This window comes from Enterococcus sp. AZ080, from assembly GCF_051714945.1.
In the GTDB taxonomy this organism is placed as follows: Bacteria; Bacillota; Bacilli; order Lactobacillales; family Enterococcaceae; genus Enterococcus_B; species Enterococcus_B pernyi.
The window spans coordinates 1,250,318-1,273,608 of record NZ_JBIOSV010000001.1 but is presented as its reverse complement, the minus strand read 5'-3'; the positions used below and the strand labels follow the sequence as shown (position 1 = coordinate 1,273,608).

22 protein-coding genes and 1 pseudogene are annotated in these 23,291 nt (G+C 30.1%); 5 read left to right on the top strand and 18 right to left on the bottom strand.

Annotated features, from left to right (window positions below):
- Positions 1 to 10: 10 nt before the first annotated feature.
- Entirely contained in the window at positions 11 to 265 is a 255-nt protein-coding gene (locus IGK01_RS06000; RefSeq protein WP_010735619.1) for a hypothetical protein, read from the top strand.
- Between the two features lie 212 nt (positions 266 to 477).
- Here the strand turns inward: IGK01_RS06000 and IGK01_RS05995 are convergent, their stop codons facing one another.
- The 4 genes from IGK01_RS05995 to IGK01_RS05980 all read right to left on the bottom strand — a co-directional run bounded on the left by IGK01_RS05995 (position 478) and on the right by IGK01_RS05980 (position 2,252).
- A complete protein-coding gene (locus IGK01_RS05995) occupies positions 478 to 924 on the bottom strand; it encodes a GNAT family N-acetyltransferase (RefSeq protein ID WP_010735620.1) in 447 nt (148 codons plus the stop codon).
- Between the two features lie 24 nt (positions 925 to 948).
- The gene (locus IGK01_RS05990) at positions 949 to 1,140 is read right to left on the bottom strand and encodes a hypothetical protein (RefSeq protein WP_023519549.1); all 192 of its coding nucleotides are present in this window, start codon (positions 1,138 to 1,140) and stop codon (positions 949 to 951) included.
- A 175-nt stretch (positions 1,141 to 1,315) separates the two neighbouring features.
- Positions 1,316 to 1,774 (bottom strand): GNAT family N-acetyltransferase, encoded by a 459-nt coding sequence (locus IGK01_RS05985; RefSeq protein WP_153830406.1) that lies wholly within the window; start codon positions 1,772 to 1,774, stop codon positions 1,316 to 1,318.
- Positions 1,764 to 2,252 carry an ASCH domain-containing protein gene (locus tag IGK01_RS05980; RefSeq protein WP_062805336.1) on the bottom strand — a complete coding sequence of 163 codons (489 nt, stop codon included), beginning with the start codon at positions 2,250 to 2,252 and terminating at the stop codon, positions 1,764 to 1,766. The genes IGK01_RS05985 and IGK01_RS05980 overlap by 11 nt, the downstream gene beginning before the upstream one ends.
- A 250-nt stretch (positions 2,253 to 2,502) precedes the next feature.
- Between IGK01_RS05980 and IGK01_RS05975 the strand changes: the two genes are divergently transcribed.
- Positions 2,503 to 3,009 (top strand): phosphoribosylanthranilate isomerase, encoded by a 507-nt coding sequence (locus IGK01_RS05975; protein WP_153830405.1) that lies wholly within the window; start codon positions 2,503 to 2,505, stop codon positions 3,007 to 3,009.
- Between the two features lie 287 nt (positions 3,010 to 3,296).
- Here IGK01_RS05975 and IGK01_RS05970 read toward each other — a convergent pair.
- The 6 genes and pseudogenes from IGK01_RS05970 to IGK01_RS05945 form a co-directional block, all read right to left on the bottom strand.
- Positions 3,297 to 3,470, bottom strand: a pseudogene (locus IGK01_RS05970) (metal-sulfur cluster assembly factor); the annotation flags it as partial.
- A 347-nt stretch (positions 3,471 to 3,817) separates the two neighbouring features.
- Complete coding sequence (locus IGK01_RS05965; RefSeq protein ID WP_136771195.1) at positions 3,818 to 4,102, bottom strand: hypothetical protein; 285 nt, start codon at positions 4,100 to 4,102, stop codon at positions 3,818 to 3,820.
- A 149-nt stretch (positions 4,103 to 4,251) separates the two neighbouring features.
- Positions 4,252 to 4,746 carry a Pycsar system effector family protein gene (locus IGK01_RS05960; protein WP_053108560.1) on the bottom strand — a complete coding sequence of 165 codons (495 nt, stop codon included), beginning with the start codon at positions 4,744 to 4,746 and terminating at the stop codon, positions 4,252 to 4,254.
- 7 nt (positions 4,747 to 4,753) lie between these two features.
- The gene (locus IGK01_RS05955; RefSeq protein ID WP_225429079.1) at positions 4,754 to 6,013 is read right to left on the bottom strand and encodes an adenylate/guanylate cyclase domain-containing protein; all 1,260 of its coding nucleotides are present in this window, start codon (positions 6,011 to 6,013) and stop codon (positions 4,754 to 4,756) included.
- Between the two features lie 86 nt (positions 6,014 to 6,099).
- Positions 6,100 to 10,776, bottom strand: coding sequence for a DEAD/DEAH box helicase (locus IGK01_RS05950; protein WP_136771196.1), 4,677 nt, complete (start codon positions 10,774 to 10,776; stop codon positions 6,100 to 6,102).
- Between the two features lie 549 nt (positions 10,777 to 11,325).
- A complete protein-coding gene (locus IGK01_RS05945) occupies positions 11,326 to 11,643 on the bottom strand; it encodes a DUF2500 domain-containing protein (protein WP_136771197.1) in 318 nt (105 codons plus the stop codon).
- 1,149 nt (positions 11,644 to 12,792) lie between these two features.
- Between IGK01_RS05945 and IGK01_RS05940 the strand changes: the two genes are divergently transcribed.
- Positions 12,793 to 13,089 carry a hypothetical protein gene (locus IGK01_RS05940; RefSeq protein ID WP_136771024.1) on the top strand — a complete coding sequence of 99 codons (297 nt, stop codon included), beginning with the start codon at positions 12,793 to 12,795 and terminating at the stop codon, positions 13,087 to 13,089.
- 803 nt (positions 13,090 to 13,892) lie between these two features.
- Here the strand turns inward: IGK01_RS05940 and IGK01_RS05935 are convergent.
- From IGK01_RS05935 to IGK01_RS05915, 5 genes are all read right to left on the bottom strand, one after another.
- On the bottom strand, positions 13,893 to 15,737 hold the full coding sequence (locus IGK01_RS05935) for a hypothetical protein (RefSeq protein WP_430596395.1): 1,845 nt from the start codon (positions 15,735 to 15,737) through the stop codon (positions 13,893 to 13,895).
- On the bottom strand, positions 15,718 to 15,987 hold the full coding sequence (locus tag IGK01_RS05930) for a hypothetical protein (protein WP_136771026.1): 270 nt from the start codon (positions 15,985 to 15,987) through the stop codon (positions 15,718 to 15,720). Before IGK01_RS05930 ends, IGK01_RS05935 begins: the two co-directional genes overlap by 20 nt.
- Positions 15,988 to 16,439: 452 nt before the next feature.
- A complete protein-coding gene (locus tag IGK01_RS05925) occupies positions 16,440 to 16,676 on the bottom strand; it encodes a hypothetical protein (protein WP_136771028.1) in 237 nt (78 codons plus the stop codon).
- The gene (locus IGK01_RS05920; RefSeq protein WP_136771029.1) at positions 16,669 to 17,736 is read right to left on the bottom strand and encodes a hypothetical protein; all 1,068 of its coding nucleotides are present in this window, start codon (positions 17,734 to 17,736) and stop codon (positions 16,669 to 16,671) included. The genes IGK01_RS05925 and IGK01_RS05920 overlap by 8 nt, the downstream gene beginning before the upstream one ends.
- Before the next feature lie 452 nt (positions 17,737 to 18,188).
- Entirely contained in the window at positions 18,189 to 18,755 is a 567-nt protein-coding gene (locus tag IGK01_RS05915) for a recombinase family protein (RefSeq protein ID WP_123834916.1), read from the bottom strand.
- Positions 18,756 to 19,101: 346 nt separating this feature from the next.
- On the opposite strand from IGK01_RS05915, the gene IGK01_RS05910 reads away from it, so the two are divergent.
- Positions 19,102 to 19,821, top strand: coding sequence for a hypothetical protein (locus tag IGK01_RS05910; protein WP_136771030.1), 720 nt, complete (start codon positions 19,102 to 19,104; stop codon positions 19,819 to 19,821).
- Positions 19,822 to 20,356: 535 nt separating this feature from the next.
- Entirely contained in the window at positions 20,357 to 21,265 is a 909-nt protein-coding gene (locus IGK01_RS05905; RefSeq protein WP_136771031.1) for a hypothetical protein, read from the top strand.
- A gap of 21 nt (positions 21,266 to 21,286) precedes the next feature.
- Here IGK01_RS05905 and IGK01_RS05900 read toward each other — a convergent pair whose 3' ends face one another.
- From IGK01_RS05900 to IGK01_RS05890, 3 genes are all read right to left on the bottom strand, one after another.
- Positions 21,287 to 21,859 carry a tyrosine-type recombinase/integrase gene (locus tag IGK01_RS05900; RefSeq protein WP_301357585.1) on the bottom strand — a complete coding sequence of 191 codons (573 nt, stop codon included), beginning with the start codon at positions 21,857 to 21,859 and terminating at the stop codon, positions 21,287 to 21,289.
- Between the two features lie 227 nt (positions 21,860 to 22,086).
- On the bottom strand, positions 22,087 to 22,647 hold the full coding sequence (locus IGK01_RS05895) for a hypothetical protein (protein ID WP_104764518.1): 561 nt from the start codon (positions 22,645 to 22,647) through the stop codon (positions 22,087 to 22,089).
- Positions 22,640 to 23,260 (bottom strand): AbiTii domain-containing protein, encoded by a 621-nt coding sequence (locus IGK01_RS05890; protein WP_104764517.1) that lies wholly within the window; start codon positions 23,258 to 23,260, stop codon positions 22,640 to 22,642. The genes IGK01_RS05895 and IGK01_RS05890 overlap by 8 nt, the downstream gene beginning before the upstream one ends.
- Positions 23,261 to 23,291: the final 31 nt, after the last annotated feature.

The window sequence follows — 23,291 nt, the reverse complement described above, 5'->3', positions numbered from 1 at the left end:
TATAGAAAAGATGAAAGAAAATGTTACCCTTACTGAACTGAACAAATATACTAAGATCATGCTAGTTTTCATGCTTCTCACCTTGATTTCAGTAGGCCCATCCTTATTTTTACCCGGTAATTGGCGATTAGCCCTTCCCTTGATCTTTTGGATCGCCAGCATGTACGGCTCAATAAAAGTTGAGGGACTCAAAACAAGAGAATATCAAAACCTACAAAGAAATCGTCGCATTCATGGAAAACAAAGAAGTAGCACCTCTACGTAAACAAAGAAACAAGGTCAGAAATCGGATCGAAAAAAAGTAGGCATCGTCATTTTGTTTGGACTCATTTGTGGAGTGATCGCTTTCCTCGCAAGTCTGCCGTTTATACTTCTTGATCGCTAGTAATCCCATAGAAAAAAACAAGATCCACCTTCAAAGATTGATCTTGTTTTTTTACACCTAGGCGTTAGTAGACTGCCCATGGTTTGTAGTCATTAAATCTGTCTATTTCTTTCCCACACCATGAGGTATTCTTTCTCACCCGTCGATTCATCCATTTGTTCATCCACTTTTCTAAAGTCATTTTTATAGTAGAAACGGATCGCTCGTTTATTCTTATGATAAACATGCAAGCTTATTCGTTCTTTTTCTTTTTTAGCAGCTTCAATCAATTTTTGTCCAATTTTTCTATTTTGATATGTTGACTCTACAATAATTCCAGCTAAATAAGATTCATCTACGATGCCCATAAAGCCAACAATCTGACTATTCATTTCACAACAATAAATTTCTGCTTTTGGCAATTCTTTTTTCAACAACGCTTTTTTCTCATACCAATATTTCTCATCAATAAAATCATGTGTCCTGATATTGGTCGTTAACCAAATAGCTAGTAGTCGGTCCATTATCTCTTGGTCTAGTTTCTTCACTTTTTTAATCATCCCATTACTCCTGAAAGCTTATAGTTATTCTTCATACCTCTTCAAACGATCATTTAGATTGCCCGCATGGATGTTTACTGATACCCGCGAACGTCCTTCTTCAATTTTGAGGTCTAGAAGACGAAGTTGTTCTGTATAACAAAGAAGTTGTTCCGGAGTGATTTGAAAATCAATATGATTGTAGGTTTTGAGAAGCTTTGTCTGCTTATCTTCCATCAATGCCACCCACAGATCACCGATCAATAAGAATGTTTCTGGAATTAATGAGTATTGTTTTCCTTACTCGAATACACTTCTTTTGCATCAAAGATCTCCGTAAAGACTTCTGTCGAACATTTACGACCACGAACGACAACTGTCATGTGCGAGAGTTCCAACTTCGCTTTCTTTTTTAGTTAAGAATTTTTAGCATTACCAAACATGGATTCCATTCATCCCATAAGGTTGGGAACACTTCTAGCTCAACAAAACCCATCCTTCGATAGAATCCAATCGTCTGATCATAGATAGCGTAATGCCCTTCGGCGACCGTTTTCACTTGTAAAAATAGGTAATGTTCTCTTGCATAGGATTCTAGTTCATCTAGTAATCGCTTACCTAATCCTCGATGATGATAGGCTTTTTTTATCCCCATACAATAGATCTCACCGGTGGCTTTACTTGTTTCTTTTAAACTGATAAACCCTATTGATTCATTTGTTTCTTGCAAGACCCACAACGGATATTTTTGGCAGTTCTCGATGTATTCTTGTGTCGAATCTGGCAAGCCAAACCATTCTGGCAAATCATTCAAGACTTCTTGGACGATTTTTTTCTTTTCTATTGCTTCTTCTACTAAATCAATACGCATTGGTTTCCTCTTTTTTCGGCAAATATCGATCAACAAGTTGGAATCGTTCAAAGACGATTTTTGTTTCTTCATTGAGCAATAGTCCATGTTCTTTATAGTAAGGTTTGAAATAATTGTAATGCCCCTTTTGCCAATACATAAGAGATAAGTCGCCTTCACCTTCTGTAGCTGCCAGTTCTTCGGTGATTTCTTTCCAAGGTAGGATCAACACTTCGACAGTCTGGATAATGCCTATCGGTACTTTAGAGCTATTCACAACGACGGAGTAGTCACCAACTTTAGGTAATGGTTCGTTATCCATTTGGTAAAGCTCATACCCTGAGCTTGTCCCTGTTTTCTTCCCTTCCAATACTAGATCTGCTAATTCATCTGCGTGTTCTTTCGTATTTCCAAAAGCAAAAATTTCATATAATGACGCTTGTGACACACCATTTTTTAAGCAAAAGCTTTCCCAATATTTTTGTGCTTCTAGGTTCAATCTGTCACCAACTTTCTGATTGATAGTAAATCAAGTGTACCAAAAATTGGAAAACTAAGCCATTCACACTCAATTTTTTACAACTCCGATAGTCACATTTATAGTTACTCACCAACTTCACTTCTTAAATACAAGAAATAAAAAACTAGATTCACTTTTTGAGATAATCTAGTTTTGTTTTCAGGATGAAATGGAAAATTAGACATCTACTTTGTTACAATAAATGCAACCAAAGAAAAGGAGAAAATCCATGGAACTTTATTTCAAAGAGTTTTTATTGATCACGCAAAAATTAAACAGGCAACAGATCACTCCGCTACTACTAGGTTCATTAGGCTTGTCTTACTTAACAGATATCGACTGGCAACCAAGAGACATTGACATCCATGTTCCTGGCGATCCACGGGGTTGGGAGGCACCCGACAAAGATCGCTTGCACAATTGGCAAAGCATCATGAAAATTATGGAAACGTTGAATTACCAACTAGTTGATTTACACGAACATGAATTTGCAAAAGATTCTTATAACATCCAGTTTGGCAGCGTGGACAGTCTTCTCGGCTTTGCAGGTATTCCACTTAATGAACTCTCTCTAATCAGAATCGATGACTGTTCCTTTTACTTACCTACAGCGGAACAATATTTGAAAGTATATCAACGTTCTGCTAAAGATAGTTACCGTGCAGAGAAAAATAATCATAAGGATCTAGCAAAGATCGAGTATTTGGAAAAGTACTTGAATAAGAATAAGCAATGAGAAATTCTGAAGCCTTCAACCAATTATCTTTTCAAAGATAATTGGTTATTTCATGTTTAAGTCTCTTTATTCACTGAGACCCTTCCATAGTAAATCCCCTACCAGACGTGCTAAATAGCAGTGGGATATCTTAAGTTGAAATAAGTGAAAGCTACTCTCTTTTTCACAAAATAACCTATCTTCTAGCCAATCATCGACATAAAATTTTGCATAATAAAAAACTCTCCTATCAACTTTTCCTAAAAGTTAATAAAAGAGTTCAGCGTTAATTTAATCATTAGTTATTTCTAACGAATACCAAGAGCAATCCGTGCATAACGACTCATTTTATCGGTTGTCCAAGCGGGATACCAGACTAATTTGACTTCTGCTTTCGACACTTCTGGCACTTCTTTTAGTGCTTCGTGTATCGATTCAGTCAATACGTCGGCTAAGGGACAGCCCATTGTTGTTAAGGTCAAGTGCTGTTATATCAGCATTTCTATCGCTTTTTCCTTCGTTAAAGCGATAGCATCTCCTCGATTCCAGTGCATGTTAGAAGCCAATATTCTGTTCTTTTTATTAACTTTTGTAGATTCATTATACCTTAAAAAACGATTGAATTGTCCCTAAAAATAGCTTGGACTACATACTTAATGAGGATTTTTTTACGCATTTTGTCTGTAGTTCAATTAAATTTTCTCAAAAAAACAAGCAATTCAAATGTGCAAATATTTTCAGAAATATGTCCTTAAATACAGCTCAAAATCATCGCTAATTTTTCATTTTTTATAACAAAGATACAGGTTTAAAATTAATAAATTTTATTTTAATGGATGAACTTTCTCTTTTCCTTAGGAATTAATTCTATCAATGAAATTGCTGATGGGTAATATTTTTGCATATATTCCACAGCACCTAATAAGTGTGCATCTTCTGAGTGATACAACTCCTCTTTTAATTGAGCCATATCTATTACGACACTTCCACTCAAAAAATCAACTGCATCAGGAAATTCTTTATTCTCATGATAAGCATTATAAAAATCGTCAAGCTGCTTACAAGTAACCACTCCATCTGTAATAAAATTTAATAGAGATTTATTGATATCCATCTCATTCTCCTTTTTTAATTCTATGCTTATTAAATACTTTTGGTGCATATATAAAGCTCATTATACTTCGAGGTAATCATAAGTATAATTATTTGTCACACTATTAGTAAAAATTCCCCATAAAGTTCAGTAATCACATATTTCAATAGTTATTGTAAAATATTTAGAATACTGAAAATAACTACAAATATATAAGAAGCTATTGAAAATATAAAGCTCCAGTGTAAGTTTTTATACTTTTTAGTTGCTGTCTTTGCAAGATAATAGTTTTGTTCAATCATGACTTCTTCAAAACTATCTTGAGAGATTTCAGATACTTTTATTTTATAAGATTCAGCATCTTTATAGGTAGCTACGTCTTCCCAAAAAACAATTCCGTTGCCATTTCTATAGCTTCTACGTGGAAAGATAACTAAAAATAAAAAAACATAAGCTACAAGTAACAGTACGATGCTCACTAATAAAACAAGATGACTCGATTTTTCTAATTCGAAAGGTAAAGTATCTTTAAATTGAGTATACAAAAATCCCATCAATACACCGTTTACAGTTATAAATACTGCTGATTTAGTATCTGCAAACTGTATATAATTGTTTAGATAGTCATTTTGTGAATAAACAAAGTCTTTTTTTGATGATGACATATAAGTATCACTCCAATTCAGATTTTTTTAAGTAACTTCTAGATAAATCATTGTCATTAACATATAAACTAAAATATTTGTTTTTAGTAATGTTTCCTTCAGATTTTATCTTACAAATCATGTAATGCAGTCCATTAAAAGCAGTATGCCTCGGGCATCGAAAATCAGCAATGTCTTCCTCCGAGAAAGCGTCTTTTGGGACAACATAGTCTAACTCTTCTTCTTCAGAAGCTTCAATACCAGAGTTTGAAACAGTCCATTCTACACTGTTAATTTTATGTAGCAAAAGCTGACTAGCTTCAATCCGATAAACTATGTCTGTATCTTTTTCTAATGCTTTTTCTGAATAGTAAGGTATCCAACCTTCGCTTTCTGAAAAGTAATAACATTTCATTTGAAAGTCTCCCTCATAAGACTCAAAATGGGCTATTCTTTCCAAATATTTTGACCAATCAAAATTTTTCATTTTATAATTAAATGACTTATATTTCATAATATAATAGTCTTTTTCTTCAGAGTTACCTTTAATGTAGATATCACTGAGCAAATCATCTGGTAATTGCAAGTATGAAAAAACATTTTCACCAATCATAATACTATTTGCAGAAGCCTTATTTTGGAGTTTAGATGACAAATCAGCATGTAAACTAGTCACAGTAACTTCATTAATATCATCGATGCCATATTTAGACCAAAGAACTTCATCATCATCCCCAAAATCTATACCAATTCTTATTTTTAATGATGATACACCTAAAACATTCTCAAAATACTCTTTCAAAATATTTTGATTCATATATTGTATGATTGAAGCTGCATTTATAGCTTGAATTATTGCATCACTTTTTGAAATTTTACTATGTCCAGTAAAAGCAAAAATTGCATCTCCTTGAAGTCGGTGGATATGACCACCAAAATATCTAATGATTTCAATTCCAGTTGAAAGAACAGCATTTTTTATTTTCTGAACAGTTTCTAAATCATACTTGAGTGCTAATCTAGTGGAACCTTTAATATCTAAAAAAATTGAACAAATATATTGTGTCTTTGGAAGTAAACTATCATCAGTAAAATCTGGATGTGTTCCTATTTTTTCAGAAAATCTATTTGGTGGAAATTTAGCTATAGTAAGTGTTTCATCCTCTGGAACAATTATGCTTTGAGAAAAATCCATATATCTACTGTGAACTACAGATTTCTCTAAATTTTTGTCCAAATTTTCTTTTTGTAAATTTTTATGAAAAACTCTTTTAATATTGTTATACAAATTAATACAACACCCTTTCAATTATACGAACACATATTTACAATAAAAAGCCTATTTAAAGGCTTCTTATTTTAAATATTTAAAATTTAGTCAATTATCTCCAATGGCGGTAAACTTTCTACTAAATCCATTGTTTGTATAGAGACATTAATAATAGATAACAAGAGATTAAATATATATTTCGGATTATCTGAGAACTCATTAGGGTCATCAACTATCCCAGATTTTTTATCTTTTTTCACTTGATATTGGTCAATAATCCACTCAATAGCAGGTTTTCCATTTACAACATATTCATATGCACGTTCAGGAATATCTGTTATCACAATATCTTCATTAAAAATAATGGTATCTAATTGAGCACGTTTAGGATGTTTCATCTTCTTCACTTTAAAACTTGGATTATCTGATTTAAATCTAATATTAACGCCTCCATAAGCAGGGATGTCTTCATAATTCAGATGTAAATCAGCTAATTTTCTGCCAATTTCAACATATTTTTCTTTGTCTTTAACTTCTGGAATACGAGGAAGTGCTTTCTGTAAGTCATTATCATATTTAATTCGGTATTCTTCCGAGTGGAGAATTCCATAAATATAATAAAAATCCATATCATTTGATACATTATCCAATTTCCCTTCAAATAAGCCATCTTGTTCATAAATATATTTTGGTAAATTTCGAGATTTATTTATCATATCCATGAATGTAACTTCTTTGGTTATTAATGTGGAGAAGTTTCCTTTAAAGCCTGCCCCTGATACATTTATTGACAAGTTATGTGAATCAGTATTTGGGAATGTTTGGAAAGATTTTCTTGGACGTTCATTTAAAATACGTGCTCTGTATAGATATTTTTTAGTGAATGGGCGATACATTGAAAGTAAAATATTTTCTGAATCATAAGTCATTTTTTCGTGCCGAACTGCTGCCATTTTTAGACTAGCTGCCCAACTTATTTTGCTTTCGTCATTTGTGACAAAAGAACTCAAGTTCTTTATATCAATAGCCTCACTAACTTTTTCTAATTTATCAACCTCAGCATTGTAGTTATCAATCATTCGTCTCACATTTTTAGCTACATCTATTTTAGAAAAGTTACTAACCCAAGCGTCACGGTTAGTTACAATCCCTATATCTTTAATACCAAAATAAGAATTTTCTTCATCTGCTAACGCACGATAATTTTCATAGTTCTTATCACGTTGATTTATCCAGTCGTTATTTTTATCAGGCTCTATTTTATTCCACTCGATACCATTGATACTTTGAGTTGATTTTAGGATATCTAGTTTTTTTTCACGGTTTAGATAATCTCCAATATCATGATAATGAATCTCGTGGCTGTTACTGCCATCTTTTACTAAAATACTTATGGAAATTGGCGTCCGACTGCCAGAACCAAATACATTTCCTGCTTCTTTTCGTCTTTGCTCTCCCGAAGTTCTAGCATCGCCTCGTAAATTAAAAATATATAAATGATTAAATTCTTCAAACAATGATTTTCTCAGCCCATCTGCCGACTGGCTGTCTATATATGAACCATTAGATACAAAGCTAATAATACCTTTCCCATTCAAACGATTAGAAGCCCAACGGATAGATAGAACATAACTATCATACATACCTAAAACACTAGTAGTTTTAGAATTTTTGACATAGGTATCTGAAATTGATTTGAATAGCTTAGGGTAATCTATATTTTTATTATTATCATTCTCATTAGATTGCCCTTTTGAATATGGAGGATTCCCGATTATTGCAGTTATCGGTGCTTTTTGTTGGCGTTTCAACCGTTCATCATTTGTTCCAAAGAAAGAGTCATCTAACATATCTTCTTGTTCCGTTGATTCAAACGTATCAGTCAATACGATTCCTTCAAATGGTTTATATTCTTCATGATTCATCTCTGCAAAAGTTGATTCGATATTAATCGCTGCAATATAGTAACTTAATAACACAATTTCATTTGCATGTAGTTCTTGCATATATTTTCTTGTAATATCAGCTAAAGTTATTTCTCCATTCGCTAACTTATCTTTTAAATAGTGTAAAGTTCGAACAATAAATGTTCCTGTTCCTGTAAATGGGTCTAAAATATGAACTCCTTCATCTTCAATGGCTTTTCCAAAGTGTTTTTTTAACACATCATCGACTGATTTAACAATGAAATCAACAACTTCCACAGGGGTAAATACTATACCCAAACGTTGTGTAGTTTCTTTAAACCCTTTCGAGAAGAATTTATCATATAAAGTGATAATAATTCTTTGTTTTGCTTCTGCGTTATCAATACCTTCAGCACGTAATTTTACAGAATCATAAAACTCTTTTAATTCATCTTGCTCTTTATTAAACCCACCAAATCTTGACAACTCTTCTACAATTTTATCCATCGCTTCTGAAACAGGATTGTTATTCACAAAGCTATATTCTCCAAAAAGAGCTTCAAAAATAGGAGCAGTAATTAAGTGTTGAGCTAACATTTCAATTGCTTGTTTTTCATCAATACTTTCATTGATATTATGTTGTAAACTCTTCAAAAACTTATCAAATTCAATGGCAGTTTGAGAATTTTCATCACTAATCATAATGGTTATTTGTTCAATATGACGTTGTGCTATTTTCGCAACATCTTCTGACCAATCTTCAAGGTATCTTCTGTCTCCTACCTTTTTGACAACTTTTGCATAAATAGCATTCTCTATTTCTCCCCAATCTAAATCTAAAGCAGTTTGATAAGAGGATTGTTCATTATCATTGCCTTTTGAAGAGTTTTCTACATCTTCAACTGATGGGGCTTCACCTATACCAATAACGTCCATATTTTCAGGTTTTTTTCTATTTAATTCCAGTTTATTAATCATTGCCGAAAACCGCTCGTCCACTGAACGCAAAGCATTTAGAATTTGCCAAACCGCTTCATATTTTTTATTATTATCCAAAATTGATTCTGGGGTTGTTCCTTCTGGTATTACAATAGGTAGAATAATGTACCCATACTCTTTATCTTTAAATTTCCGCATAATACGTCCAACTGCTTGAACAATATCTACTTGGGACTTTTTAGGTGCTAAAAATATTACAGCATCTAAATTAGGAACATCAATTCCCTCTGTCAAAAATTTCACATTAGAAAGCACTCGTGTTTCATCTTCTGCAAAATCTTCTGATAGCCAATCTAACGCTTCTTTCTTTTCTAAGGTATTCATCATACCGTCTACATGTCGAACATTAATTGATTGCTGAATACTCTCATTTCCATCTAGGTATTCATTGACTACTTCATTGAATTGAGAAGAAATTTTCTTTGAATTATTTATGGTATTAATGAAAGAAATAGCTCTCTGCATAGGTTTTCCTTCAAAAACAGCTTCTTTATCTACACTGCTTCTTTTCATTAATCCGTTCCAAACACCGATTAATTTAGAAACATCATCAACATCTAAGCCATTTTCACTATCAGATAAGACTTTCTGCATGTCTTTTTGAATCACTTTTTCATCAACTGCTAAGACCATTACTTTATAATCCGTCAAAATATCATTTGAAACTGCTTGACCAAACCCTAAACGGAAAATTTCTTCTCCATAAATATCCTTATTATCCATTGATGACAAGACAATACTAGAATCTTCTGCTTTTTGTTTCGCATCTGTTCCATAAATTTTAGGCGTTGCTGTTTGATACAAGCGTTTACTTGCTTTGATATAGTTATTATTATGAACTCTTGTAAATACGCTTGCTTCTTCTCCTAAAGCCTTAGCACCTGTTGTTCTATGTGCTTCATCACAAATAATAATATCAAATTCAGGAAACCCTTTTTCTTGTGCTTCATGTAAAACTTCAATAGATTGATAAGTAGAATACACAACCGTTAAATCACGTTGATTATTCTCTATTTTTTTATAATTGGATAGTAATTTTTCTGAATCTGTTGTCGCAGGAAAGCCAATATCTTTAGCAGATAATTCGTCATCATTCTTCTTTTTAGAAGCATTTCTGTCACTTGTCACAGCAAATGAGTGCATACTTAGTTCCGTGTCATTATTCCAACCAATCAATGTTTGACTCAATAATTGTATACTTGGCACTAAATATAAAACATTAAAGGTTTCTTTATTCGTTTGTTTAGCCATCTTTTCAACTAATTTCAAGCTGGTAAAGGTTTTCCCTGTTCCCGGTGCCATAATTAATTGACCTCTGTCATTTTCTTTAAAGTATTCAATTGTTAAATCAATTGCTTCATTCTGATAAGGTCTAGTTTTCTTCACATTCTTTACTTTTACTTCATTCGGTCTACTTGGAATAAAAGATTCCCAATCAACTTGACTATTTCTTAAATCACTCAAACCAATTTGTGCAACTGGTTTTGACAATTGATTAATCGCTTCATCTGCATTACTACTCAATGAATCTAATGAATAAACAATAATTCCATCAGAATAATAAGACTTCCCAAGTTCAGCTAAAAATGAATCAATATGTCTTTTATATATTTTATTGTCATAAAATTTAGCTTGAATAGCTGTTAATTCCCCTGTTGCTTCATTTCTTGCTACTAAATCAACTCCTGTATCTTTCTTAGGGATTGCATATTCCTCTGGAACTTCATTTAATAACCAAACATCTGAAAATAAATTTTTGTATGTGGGTTCATTTTTGAAATAAATTTGTGCAATTTTTTCAAAAAGAGTTCCCTTATCTCTTTGAATCTCACTTGATTGTTCCCTTGCTAATTGAATAAGTTCATCAAATGTCATTATTTTTCTCCTTTGCCAAGTATTCTATCTAATTATAACAGTTTCCTATTTGTTTTTGGGAAACAAAAAAATCTAATCTATAATAGACTAGATTTTATATAATTTATTAGACATTAATTACTTAGGTATAGCGAATAAGACCGTCATAGTATCCAATCCAGAATATAAGTTCTTTCAAAAAAAGTTCACCCCATTTCAAAAAAATCAAGAAAAACTAAATAAGAAAAATACCAACAAACATGCAGTTGGACAAACTCAATATTCATGGAATAATGCCTACCAAAGCTTAAAACATCAATTTTTGCAATGATGCCTGAATACGGAAATATAAGATATTTATTTGAAATTTTATCAGCTTTAGCAGTTCTGTTGACAGAGAGTTCAGTGATTTTTTCCAATGTAATAGAAAATGAAGATGGAAATTATATAGGTTGGAGTCACTCAGCTAGTGGTGGCGTATCTATAAGGAAAAGTTATAATAAAAATGGAGAAATAAACTAGAGACAATAATCTTTTTAATCCATATCTCCATTTTATCCAAAATGATTTTTACCTTTCTAAAGAATTAAACCTTTTTCTTTGATATCTCAAAATTCCAGTATCTCCAATTACATATAATTTGTATTTTCCATGCCCAACTCTAAATTCTTTTCTTTCTCCATTCTCAAATTCGAATAAAAGATAGTAAGTAATTGATTGATTAGAAATCCCATTCGCATCAATATTACTGCTACTTCTCATGCTTTTATCCACTAATGTGGCAGGAACAGAAATTTCCGGTGCTGATTCATTCCTTAAGAACTCCATAATTTGATATAAGATTATTGCTATAAAAATTAAGGCAAACAAAGTAAATAGAAAATCCATATAGTTACGCTCCTTTTCATTTTTATTGGAAATTATAAGAATACAAAATTTCTATATCATGATAACAAATTAATTATAAAATAAATAAATTAATTAGATATCAATCCCTAAAAAGATATTTTTCTAGCTCATAAAATATGGAAACTCACACTAAAATAATGACCCTCAATAAAGTCAATAAAATCAAGGGGTTTCTACTTGTTGACAATAATACAAGATTATTGTAATACCAACGATATTTCAATGAATTTTTGAAAAAACCTCTCTCAAATGAAACGAAGAAATAATTGTGGGGAATTAACCACTAACTTTCATCTGAGAGATGTTTTTTGCATTTACAATTTACATGAATACTGATTGAACACTTATATATCAATGGCTATATGTAAATTCTCAAAGTCTAAATCTAGCACAACTAAAATATAATAGTTACCCATTTGACCATGAATAACAATAATTTTAATTTTTAATAGCTCCGAAGTATTTGCTCTATAATTATAATCAATCCTGTGCTGCTTAAATTGCGTTCTAAGCGTTTCTAATCTTTTATGTATAATTTATCGCAAATGATTCCCAAGGCTCTAAGGAACAATATCAGACCTTTTTAAAATTAATTTTGAGTTATTTTAATACAATACTTGTAGTTTAGAAAAAATTATATACTTTATGATATATTCTTGTTGAGACGATGTTTAAAGATTATTTTTCTAAGAATATTTAAACTATAATTCATGAATAATTATCTCTATTTTCGTTATATTTAAAACTATAAAGAGCAAATTTTATCTATATTGCTAAACATAAGCACATCTATTAAGTAGGCTATATAAAATCTTACTGGAGCTTAAAAAAAATGCTGATATTTCAACGGTTTATAGCTATTTTAATCACACTATTATCAAACTTAAATAAACTTTTGCATAAAGATATGTGTGCAAACAGGTAAATTCCCCTAGATTTTATTGACTTTTATTATCCTACCATTTTACAAATCTAGAGGGAATATCCTCTATAGATGTGTATAATGATTTCTATCAATTATGCCAGTGTTTCTTGAGATAAACTATAAAGATTTTCTTATCTCGCACTTTTTCTTTTTTTAAGTTACTATTATATTAACAAAAAATAAATAGAGAGTTGGAACATATAATGAATACTCACAAGATGCAATTTGGATGGATTATCGAAGTTCCTAAGTATTTGTCGATACTAACTAATAAAGATGGCTTAGTTGCTATTGTTTCTGGATATGCTACCTTTGGAGACAATCAATCATTATTAATTACGTTATCAGAAACATCTGCTGAAGTGGCAGTAACTCCTCACTATATTTCATCTTTAACGATTTCAACAGATAAAAAGATTAAAATAGCTATCTCGCCGTTTTATGAACAACAAATGGTTGAAATTGAAAAAATGAATTCTGATGGTCAAATCACAGATTAATACTTCTCAAATCTTATTGACTATTATAATCATTAGTAATTTCTTTGCTAAAATTTCATAATAAATTTTATGCTGCTTAAATTGCGTTCTAGGTGATTATAAATTTTTATGTATAATTCATCGAAAATCATTTTCAAGACACTAAGGGATGAAGGTGGAATGTTCAAAACGAATTTAATGTTATTTAAACACCTGTACATTTAATAAAGAATAAAATGTACCATTAAAGATATACTATTGTTATGATTTTTTTTAGGACTGATTCCCTAAAAATATATTTAAACTAGGATTCATGATTAATTACCACTAATTAGTTATTTTAGGAACTATAAAGAGCAAACTTTCGCTATTTTATTAAACCTATAATTCTCTGTTTAATACGGTGGTAAAACCACCGATTTATCAATGCTTAAAAGTAAAAATTAAAAAAAATGAAAATAAAGTTGCTCAAAAGTCGCTTTCCTCTAGGGAAATATTTCAGTTCGTTTTAGCGGTATATAATATTATAGAAAAAAATAGAATTTTTTTGAAAAAGACCTTTAAAAATATCCCTTTTTTCTAGGATAAAATCGAGATTCATTTTAGGGGTATAAAAAAGAATATACTAATATATACCCCTAAAATGAATTGATAAAAACCTATTGATTTTATTGACTTTTATTAACCTATTTTTTCAAAAATTAAAAAAATTAGATGAAATTCAAGAGAAGATTATTCCTAATTCTCTTAAAAATCATCCAAAAATTAATTCATTTAGATTCTAAAATACCTTAATAATAATTAGAGCATTTAGAAATCTATTCTTACTGATGATAAATAATTACTTTAGAACTAAATTTACCTTTTATTTCTAGAAGGTTATTAGTTTCTATATTATTCCTATGTCTTATCAAATCATACTTATTCATCATATCAGCTCTAACTTTATTATATTTATCCCTAGCTGTTGCTTTATTTATCTTTAATTTTTTAGCTATCAATTCAATTAAATCTACTTCAAATACATAGCCATATTTCTTTAACTCCCTAAAAAGTATTTTTGTAACTTTGTCTTCAAATTCCACGTTCTCTTTAGGTAGATTGGAATCTTTCTTACTCATTTTAATCAATTTTCTTTTTTCTAAAGGGGTATATGCTTGAGGAAAATCCTTCTTTGCCTTCTCTAATCCAAACATTCGATAAACGACTTCAAATCCTAGGCTTTTGATAGTTGTATCATTTTTCTCCAATATCTTAGCGATTTCAAAAGCATTCCCTAAATCAATTGTAGGAATATAAACATTACTTGTTCTTATTTGCTTGGAATCATTTTCTTGTTTATCAATCAATTGTTCTTTTAATTCTACTGGAATACTCTCTGGTGGTAACTTTGTGACCATTTCCATCACTATAATTAAATTCATTATATTTGAAATTTTATTTCTAGAATTTTTCTTATGCAACCTATCATTGACATATTTTGTGATTCTGTCTAAAGATAAATAGTTCAAATATTGTAATTCTCCTGTAGTTTTATCCAGATAAGTAAAATCGAACATGATATCCATTATTTCAATCACTTCATCTTCATAACGATTTAAATAACTATAGACTTCTGGATAATTATTTTTCAATTGTTTATATCTCAATTGGTCTCTTAAATCGTTATAATCACGCTTTGCTTGACCTATTTCACTTAAATAACTTATTTCACTATCAGTCACTTCAATTAATAAATCCATCACTTCAGAAAATGAACGAAATCCTAAGTATTCCTTTAATACTTTCACAATATCTCCATGAAATGGATGACTTTCAGAAAAGCATTTATACATATAAATTTGAATATCTTTCGTAAAATAAACGCTGGCACTTGGATTATCTTCTTCATGAAAAATATCATAGAATGGATTTTCATCAGATATTTCCAAGAACTCTCGCATATCTCTTGTTTTAAAATAATTAGAAGCTGTAATATCATCAGGAAAAATATTGCTGTGTTCATTGCCAAACTTTTGTTTGACTAAATCATATTTCTTATACTTCAGTAATAAGTAGACAGGTGTGTCTTTACTTAGCATTTCCCCAGTTACTACTTCCAATCCATTAGTAGTTTTCATCTTTTCGTCAATAAGCAAGCTATCAATATCTAACCGATTATCCCAATCAATCACTTCATAACCACTATTACTCCCAAAAAACATTCTACTTGTTTGACCAATGCTTGTGTCAGCTTGTGGGTATTTTTTAAGTAAAGATTGATATATCTGTTCTATCTCATGATTCTCTGTTACCAATTTATCCAATTGAAAAACAACTCTAAATTTATCAACCTCAGAGAACAAGTCACTAAATGTTCGATAGATAAAACAAGCATTCTCTTGCATAAACGTATCGGCTTCTAAATCGTCAATCGTATATAAATTATTCTCATCCTTGTTATCAAAATCCAACATCACTAGTTCTTGTCCGACAATCTTCGTCATTTTTGATAACTTATTTTCTGATAATTCAGCTAAAACAACCGTTTTCCCATTCACAGCTATTTCTTCCGCAAATTCTTGAATAGTTATCTCTCTTAAATTGTTCATAATAGTATTAGAAATCTTCTTTACTTTGTATTGGTCTGGTTTTACTTTATTCAGAATATTACTTAGATATACTTTCATACTCTCTGTCCTCCAACATTAGTAATCTACCGTATTTCATCACAATCACTTTCTCTAATAATATCGTTTTTTCTTCCGTCAATCCACGTTTTCCTTTTCTAAAATTATGCAAGTTTTGGTTATGAATATTGATTGCTTTAGAAAAAACCGTCATTTTTACTCCGTAGATTTTGTCTAAAATATGTAACCACGCTTTGACTTTTTCTTGTTTCTCAGTCAATTCCTCTGCTGTTAATTTTTTTGAATCCATTTAATTATCCTCCGTAAATTATTATATTAATCAAAAATGGGTCCTTACATTACCATCATCTAATGCTGAAGTAAAGTAAATCTATCACAATCGGACAATGAAATAATTGGTGTATTTTTATTAAAAGCATACTCTTATTTTATTACTTCTTTCTTAGATTCATCAAAACTATTAAAAACACTGATATATCAATGTTTATTATATTTTCCATCTTAAATCCAACCTAAAAAACACCTCTCAGATGATTTTTAATGGGGATTTACCCACAAAAAAAGTTTCGTGTTGTCTGAGAGGTGTTTTTCAAAAAATTGTGCTTTAAAACGTTGATATAACAGTAATCTTGTATTTTTGTCAACAAGCATAGAACCCTTGATAAATAAGGGTTTTTTAAAGGTCATTTTTTAAGTGGTTTTTATTGTAAATTTTGAGCAAAAAAAGAGACATGATTTTACTCACATCTCCTCCAACATTTCTGCATTAATTTTATCCATGTATTTATCCCAAAGTAACTTCACAAGCTCATCAGATAATAACAAACGTTCCTGCTCGCTTTTTGAACACTTGGCAAACTCATCATATAATTGATTGGCTATTCCATTTACAACTAACTTAGTAATCGTTACATTTGCTTTGAAAAAAGTGCTTTTCACTTTGTGAATAATATATTTTTTCGTTGCTAAATTATTCATCTTCTTTGTCCACGCTTAATTCCATCCATTGCTCACCATCTTCATTAATTCTAAATCGGAAAAGCGTATTATTTAACTTCCCAACGTCTTGAATATTTTCATCTAAAAATACTTTCTCTGTTTGTTCTTCATATTTTTTCTTGTCATCGATGATTCTCTGATTCCACTCATCAACCTTGTCTTTCAATTCTTCTTGTTCACTTTCAGATATGCTATACGTTCTCAAATAGTCAATTTCAGGACTGTAAGTTGCTAAATTTAGTAATTCTGGGAATATATACATTGTTTTCCTACTATCAAAATTTCCCCTAGCAAAGTAGCCTTCTTCTAATCGTTTTGAATTCTGGGTCTCAACAGGCATGGCATTAATAATTTCAACAGTTCTTGGCACATGGCTTCTCACTTTTGTAACTAGGTATGCAAAATCTTCAGCCGATAATTCTTGTGTCACAAGGCTTGATACATATTCACTTAATGTTGTATAGCCACCACGAAAGTTTTTTGGATTATCTAAATACCAATCGTTACTTAAACTGATGGTTTCAAAACTATTGGCTTCAGCAAATTCAGAATCACTGGAAGCATATAAATCGTGTTCGGAAGCATATCCTTTAGGAAACGCTAATAGATATAGCTTTTCCTCAACTAATTCATCTTTTAATAAGTTTTCAAATCGTTCAGGGTCATACGGATACTGTCCTGCTCCTGTTTCCACAAATTTATTGATTCGATATTGAGCCAGTTCTTTTAAATTTAACTGATAACTTAATCCAGAAAAATCTCCTTCTAATTCAGTAAATTTTTTACTCTTAGTATTGTAAACAAAATATTCTAATTTTTTATATTTATTATCATTAATGTGACTTCCTATACTAAATTCAAAAATTAAATTTCCTGATTCATCTGATTCAGGGTCGTCAGTCATACGAAATGGTTCTAAATCTTTAGCATCATCTATCGTATATTCTCTATGATGTTCATATTGGTAATAACTAATACTTGCAATTAGGATAATACTTATAAGAATCCCTATTAAAATCCCCAATTTCTTTTTATTCATTAATCTCAACACCTTTTATTTATCTTTTATTACTAAATAAATATTCAAAAGTCCAGCTCCTAAAATCTAAAAAACTAGATAAGTCATTAAAATTTCAATCTGTAAAACAAGTAACACGATAATTACTACCATTGTGATAATAGAAACTTCCTTATTTCATTCAGAAACCATCTTTTCAAACCAAGGTTCAACTACATCTCGAATAATTATCTTTATAGGAACTTTTAAATTCATAAAACTCACCCTTTTCTTCACATAATAAGAGGTAATAAATCAACGTTTTTGCCACAACAAAATAAGACCATTCCATCAACTTCAAAAATGTTGATACAATCGTCTTTTTTATGTATTTTATTTTTTTATACAGTGTCGGTAAAAAACGTTGATTTATTGCCGGTAAAATCTTGCTTCCCTCCAATAATGTTACCCTTAGATTGATAATTTATCAAGTCTCATTTTCGGGATAAACCTGCTTTTTTAGCAATATTGTAAACCGTTTTCTCAGATACACCACATTTTTTTGCAATTTCTTTTAGCGATAACTTATTTTCTTGATACAAAATAATAATTTTTTTGCATTTATTTTTCTTAATCGGTGGTCTGCCTAGTCGTTTATCCGAGTTAGCCAACGCTTCTTTTGTTCGTAAACTAATACTTTCCGCTTCAAACTCTGCAATACCTGCTAAAACGGTAAAGAACAAGCGTCCGCTCGCTGTTCTGGTATCGATGGATTCTTGGATACTTTTCAGATAAATCTCCTGCTCATTCAGTTCAGACATTAAATTTACTAATTGTTTCGAGGAACGACTCAACCTTGATAAATTGTAAATAAGTAAAGTGTCACCTTTTTCCAAGCAATTCAACGCTTTCTCTAGTTCTGTTCGATTTTCTTTTCGCCCACTGATTTGTTCAGAAAATAATTCATCTGGCTCAAATCGTTCTAATGCTTTTCGTTGTACTTCCAATCCTAGGTCTTGTGTGTTTTTACTTGTGCGTATATAACCAATAGTTCTTGTCATAAATGGTTTCCTCCTTTCCTTTTTCTTAGTTTAGTTTAAATAAATAATTTTAAATACAAAAATACCCTGACTAACTGGGGAATAGTCAAGGTAATTGAAAAACACTTAAAGATTTAGAGGTCATTATAAATGGTTTTCGTCAAGGTAATTATATTATCTCATCAAATATAACGATTGTCTATAAAATGAATCATACCTTTACTTTTCTATTATATCCCCTTAAACAAAGCATTAATTGCTTATTTATCGAATTATACACAGCATTTCTATACACTAAAAATTTGTAAAAACACTCAGATTCGATATAATAAAGAGGTGATAAAATAACACAAAGGAGGTATTTTTAATGACAAATGGAAGCTCACAAGGACTATTTGTAGTTGTAGCAATCGTAATATTCGGTATTTTTGTTTTGATAAGCTATTTACTATTCAAGGATACTTTAAAGCCTAGTTTATCCGGAGTATTTAGCGATAGTTTAGGACAATCAACAGATTATTTAACAGGAGTCGCAAACCAAGAATACTTAAATTTTTCTACTACTAACGGAATTGGAATAAACGGTTTAACTTCAAGTGCTTATAACGAAGATGGAAGTATAAAATCAAATTTAAAAACACTAGTATTACCGAATACTATTCGTGGTAAGGATTTAAAAACTATTGATTTTAATAATTCAGGCACTAGATTTCAAGGGGTCGAAAAAATAGTTGGAAATTCTAATCTAAATAGAGTGACTTCTACAGCAAATATGAGAAGTGACACTATACTTGAATTAGATTTCAGCAAAACAAAAGTAACAAATTTAGGAGTTCAATATTTTTTAAGAGATAATACATCAATAAAGAAATTGACATTAGGGGAACATTTTACATCTTTTGGGTATGCTCCATTTCAAAATTCTGTGTTAGAAGAATTAACTTTAACAAATAAGACGTCAATAACAGATTTATCTGATGGGTTTATGGCTATTCCAAGAAATCAAATAACTCTAAACGCCCCTAAAGAATTAAAAGAACAACTAAAAAGCTATGAAAATAGATTTAAAGTAGTAAACTATTACTAACAGTAAACCAGCAGAATTAAACTGTTGGTTTTTTTCTTTGTCAACAATTCTAGATATATCATTCAAATTTCCATCATCATTTTTCCGATGGTATAATATAGATAGGAGTAAATTGGAAATGGATAATTACGAGATGGATACTAGAGAGAAATTTCTCTTTTTTTCTCTTAATTTTTCTACCCCTACATTATCCCTACATTCTCAATTTCCATACCCTACATCAACCCTACATCAACCCTACACAAAGTGCTTTTTGGATTTTATGGATGATAACTTTTAGATAACTTTCGTGATAACTTTTTGAAAACTCGATGATTTTTGATGAAATTTTACAAATTTCTAATGGAAACCTCCGTGAATTTTTCAAAACAGCAGCTACCTAAAAAAATTTCTAAAATTTGAACAAGAGATTCCCTACTATGTAAAGGTCATAAAATTGGATTATTTCAACCTTTCTTAGCTATGCAAAAATGGATACTTTTGAGATTGAAAATTACTGAAAAAAAATGTATAAAAATTATTGGAGGGAGTGAATTTGAAAAAATATATTGTCAACAAAAGAGCAATTGATGGTGATGAATTATTACACTTAATTATAGCATCTAATGGGATTTATGAATCCACCCTAGAGAAACTACTACAATGCAACAGAATCAGCTTAGAAGCTCGATTAAGCACTTTAAAAAAGCATAAATGGGTTTCTAAAAAGAAGTTATCTAAACACTTCTACTATGCTAAAAAGTTTGATTTAGACAATTTAAATCGTCTGGACTTGCAAGCTGATGCCATACAAAAAATGTTAACACTAGGCTTTAGAACAAATGAACTTTCAATAGCTACGAATCAACAAAAACAAGTGAGTGCTACTTTTTATAGTTCTGTAAGAAATATCTATAATCATAAAAATTTCAGTCAGAAGCCACAAGCTTTCCAATTGTTTAATCAATGTTTGTCTAATCAGAACAAAGAGTTGCTCTTAGATTTTATAAATCACCATCATGTTCAGATACCTGTTCAATTCTCTAGTATTCGTGATGATAATCAACTGTTTCATACTTCCTCTTTAGATAATTTAGATATTGTTGCAATTCCTACCATGCAACAACTACCTAAAATTATAGAAAAATTGAAAGATTTCAATATGTATCGAGTGAAAAATAATACTGAATTTATCCGAGATGATATTTTAATTTATATCCAAAGCAAAGATAGTTTCTATTACTATATAAAAAAAGAACAACAATGGCATTTGATTAAAATAAATAGTCTTTTTGAACTACTTTTCTATTTAGCTAACTTTTTCAAGACCACTAAAAAAATTATTTTTTCAAATGACATAGATAATTATGAAGGATTAAATAATTTATATAAAAGAAGCACTGAGAATAGAAAACAATATAATACCATTGCGAAAAAGAATGCAAAAAAAGAAGCACAGTCTTAGTTGATTGTGCTTTTATATTGATTATTTAAATGGATTGAAATTATCTAAACTTGACTGAAGCTCCTCTTCCTCAATACCAATATAACGCAAAGTTACGCTCTGCGAACTATGATTTAGAATTTTCATCAGTGAAGTTAAATCTTTTGTTTTCTGATAATAGGTATAACCAAAGGTTTTTCTCAATGTATGAGTTCCTATATAGTCTAAATCAAGAATATTAGCCGTTTTCTGCATAATCTTATAATATTGATGGGTAGCTAAATGTTTCGTATTATCCCTAGGTGATGGAAATAACCACTCACTTTCCCCATCATGTTCTTCATCTAGATATATAATGATTTGATTAGTCAATTGCATCAGATTAAGTGTTCTTTTCTTTCCTGTCTTTTTCTCAATAATATTCGCTTTTAATTTCCCTTTTACATCTTCCACTTTTAGATTCAATATATCTGAAATTCTTAGTCCAGTAAAAACACCAAACACAAAAATCGTATAATCTCTTTGTCCATGTTTATTTCTTAGTAATTCAGATGCAAAATTCTTCAATACCTCTTTTTCTTTAATTGGTTTGACATTAATATTTCCTTGTGGCATATTCCTCCCTCCATAATGAATGATTTATGGATACTTTCTATCTCTCATAATATAAATCTATCCATCTTTATTAAATCACAGTCTCAACTATTGATAGATTAAGGTTTACGATGGATAGAAATTGAAAAAGTATCCATAATTTTATTATATCTACAGATGTAAACTGTAGCAAATTTGTAGAACACGAAAAAACCACTTATATTTTTCTAAGTGGCATACGATTATTATTAATTTATTAAAAACCAATCTTTGTCAATAGAGTACATTTTACTTTCCCACGGATTATCTATATCTAAAATTTTTCTTTCATGATACATATCTTTAGAATCATAATATGATATTCTAACTTCACTAAAATCGTCTTCAATTTCTGATTTTTTAATTAGAAATTGCAAATCGAATTTTGAAATAGATAACGGCTCTAAAATAAAGGAGTAGGCTCCGTTGTTAGCATAGGCGGTTTCTTTTATATGCGAAGCTTGAACCATATTACTAATGTATTTACCTTTATTATAGATTTGAAGATTAACGTTTCTAATAATTTCTCTTTTTTCTTTAGTATTATGAAATTCAATCCAAATTGGAACTGAAAAAATCATATCCTTACCATCTTTGATAAATCCATATGGTTGATTGTTTACCTTGCTATAGACTTTTTTTATATAGATTTTTACTGTTCCTTTATTAGAAATTAAATATTGAATAAGCGTTTGCCCAAGGAAACCAATCATTGTTGATATTAGAGAGACTAAAGCTCCAATAAGAAGTAAATTTATATCATTATTCATTTTGGTCTACCTTTCCATCATACATAAGTTGTTCAAAAGTATTCGAAAGAGTCTTAACTTTTTCAGTAGTTATGATTTCTTTTTCAATATCCAATGTATCTAAGTTTCCAAATTGATGTTCAAGGTTAATCAAAAATAAAATAAGTTTGCTTTTTATATTACTTAATAATTGTTCCAAAGATAAATTACTATATTCTTTAAAAATTTCATAACACATAATATTTGTATTTTTAAGTATATCAGGTGCTAGATATGTTAAGTCTTCGCAAACAGTTTCATTTTTTTGAATAATTCTTTCAATAGATTTTATACTAATATATATATTAGTTTCATTAATACCATCTCTAAATCTTTCAGAAAAATGGAGTAATGGTAGTGGCTGATTCTTCATTTGAAAATTACCATTAATTCCTGAATAAATCAATTTATAAGCAATATTTCTTCTATATTCTGGCAAAGTAGCTTGTCGGTGATAACCATTTATTTCTGACAATATCCATTTAGAAATAAGTTGATTGTCAAGCTCACTAGTTATCAAAAGTAATCTTTGTAATGATTCTTCAATACTAATACTATTCGTAGCAATATCTTTGATTAATTGACTTTTTGCCATTATAGTCACCTTCCTCATTTAAATTAATACT